Source organism: Methylobacterium sp. B1 (assembly GCF_000333255.1).
Lineage (GTDB): Bacteria > Pseudomonadota > Alphaproteobacteria > Rhizobiales > Beijerinckiaceae > Methylobacterium > Methylobacterium fujisawaense.
Map to the genome: position 1 here is coordinate 1 of NZ_BACT01000760.1, position 1,793 is coordinate 1,793.

Here is a 1,793-nt window from a genome sequence, read left to right on the forward strand (position 1 = left end):
GCGGTGCCGGTGACCCAGGCGATGTGCAGAACCGGCCAGAAGAGGAGGAGCCCCAGCAGGGCGACGGGCCGCATCCCGTTCGGGCGCTCGCGGTCGAGGGCGAGGCGGCGGCGCCAGCCGGTCCGGTCGCGCCACCAGGCCGCACCCACCACCAGAACGGCGAGGAACACCTGACGCAGGACGTCGGTGGCGAAGGCACGGTGGGTCAGCTCCACCGCACCGAGGAACGGGCGCCGCTCCGGCGGCAGGAACGGATCGATCCCGCTCCACAGATCGAACCCGACGCGCACGACAGCCAGCGCGAGCAGGCTCGCGGCGCCGAGATAGAGGACGACGAGCGCGACCAGCCCGCCGAGATGCCAGGCCGCCGACCAGATGCCGGGACGAGGGGCGTCGGCCACCGCGCCGGAAGGCGACTGCGCGCTTCCGGCAACAGCCTCACCCGGAGGCTCCAAATGAGACGGCGGCGCGACACGATCGGGCTTCAAAACCGGACCGATCCCCTCTATATCTTGGGAGCCGGTCGCGAGGCCGGCTATGGCGATAAACGTTCTTCGCAATAAACCTATCGGACCCGGGGGCGGTACCCGGCGCCTCCACCCGAGCCCAGGACATGCTGCCGCAAGGCGCGTGATCTTAGCCTGGGCTTTGGCGGGGGCGAAATAGGATCGACGAGGGCGTAAAGGTTGGACTTTCGCTCGGCATGGTTCCGCCGTTATCGGGCCTTTGCAATAGTTGCCAACGACAACTTTGCTCCGGTGGCGGTGGCCGCGTAAGCGGTCCCCAATACCGACCTAAAGTCCTAGCGGGTAGCACCGTATAGGCGGGGTTCGGAGGCACCTGGCAACAGAAGCCTCCACTTCCAATCCTCGGTCCAGCCATCCGCGGCGGGGCGCCGGGCAGACCGGGCGAGAGCGCAACCGCAGATGGCAGACGACCTCATCCGCTACGATCTACTGGTACAGGACGCCCTGCGCGGCGTGGTCCGCAAGGTGCTGACCGACGCGGCCCGCGAGGGCCTGATGGGCGAGCATCACTTCTACGTCTCGTTCCGGACGGAAGCGCCCGGCGTGCGGATCTCGCAGGCCCTGCGGGAGAAGTACCCGCAGGACATGACGATCGTCCTGCAGCACCAGTTCTGGGATCTCAACGTCACCGAGCACGCCTTCGAAGTCGGCCTGTCCTTCTCGGGGGTGCCGGAGCGGCTGCTGGTGCCGTTCGACGCCCTGTCGGGCTTCTTCGATCCCTCCGTGCAGTTCGGCCTGAAGTTCGATCTCAGCGAAGCCGGCGAGACCCCCGAGGAGGCGAACGCCGCCCCGGCGGCCAAGCCCGGCCCGCGCGGGGCCGGTTCGGAACCCGGCGAGGTGCGGCCCAAGAGCGCCGGTCTCGCCACGATCGGCTCCGGTGCGCCGAAGGGGCTGCCCGCTCCCGCCGCTCAGGGCGAGAAAGCCGCCGGCAAGTCCGGCCATCGAGGACGATGACCATGAAGATGGACTTCACCACCGACGCGGTGACGTGGCGGCCGAGCGATTCCGCCGAGCCTTCGACCGCGAAACCCTCGATCGTGGCGATCACCCCAATGGTCAGCGCCATGAACGGCGCCTTGATCAGGCCGACCATGACGTGGTGGACGCCCACCGCCGCCTGGAGCCGGACCAGAAACTGGTCGAGGGTCAGGCCGCCGTAGAGCATCGCGGTGAGGCCGCCGCCGGCGAGCGCCGCGAGGTCGCCGATCAGCGTCAGCATCGGCAGGCCGATCATCAGGGCGAGCACCCGGGGCACGATCAGGATCT

The 1,793-nt window shown here is 68.8% G+C and carries 1 protein-coding gene, 1 other RNA gene and 2 pseudogenes; 2 read left to right on the top strand and 2 right to left on the bottom strand.

Going from position 1 to position 1,793, the window contains the following annotated elements; genetic code table 11:
* Positions 1–401: pseudogene (locus I53_RS22250) on the bottom strand (CPBP family intramembrane glutamate endopeptidase); the annotation flags it as partial.
* Between the two features lie 78 nt (positions 402–479).
* Here I53_RS22250 and ssrA point away from each other — a divergent pair.
* Positions 480–861, top strand: a transfer-messenger RNA (tmRNA) gene (ssrA, locus tag I53_RS31720).
* 65 nt (positions 862–926) lie between these two features.
* Positions 927–1,481: a ClpXP protease specificity-enhancing factor SspB gene (locus I53_RS22255; protein ID WP_051044971.1), complete on the top strand. Its 555-nt coding sequence runs from the start codon at positions 927–929 to the stop codon at positions 1,479–1,481.
* On the opposite strand, the pseudogene I53_RS31725 reads toward I53_RS22255, so the two are convergent.
* Positions 1,465–1,793 (bottom strand): annotated as a pseudogene (locus I53_RS31725) (MlaE family ABC transporter permease); the annotation flags it as partial. The gene I53_RS22255 and the pseudogene I53_RS31725 overlap by 17 nt on opposite strands.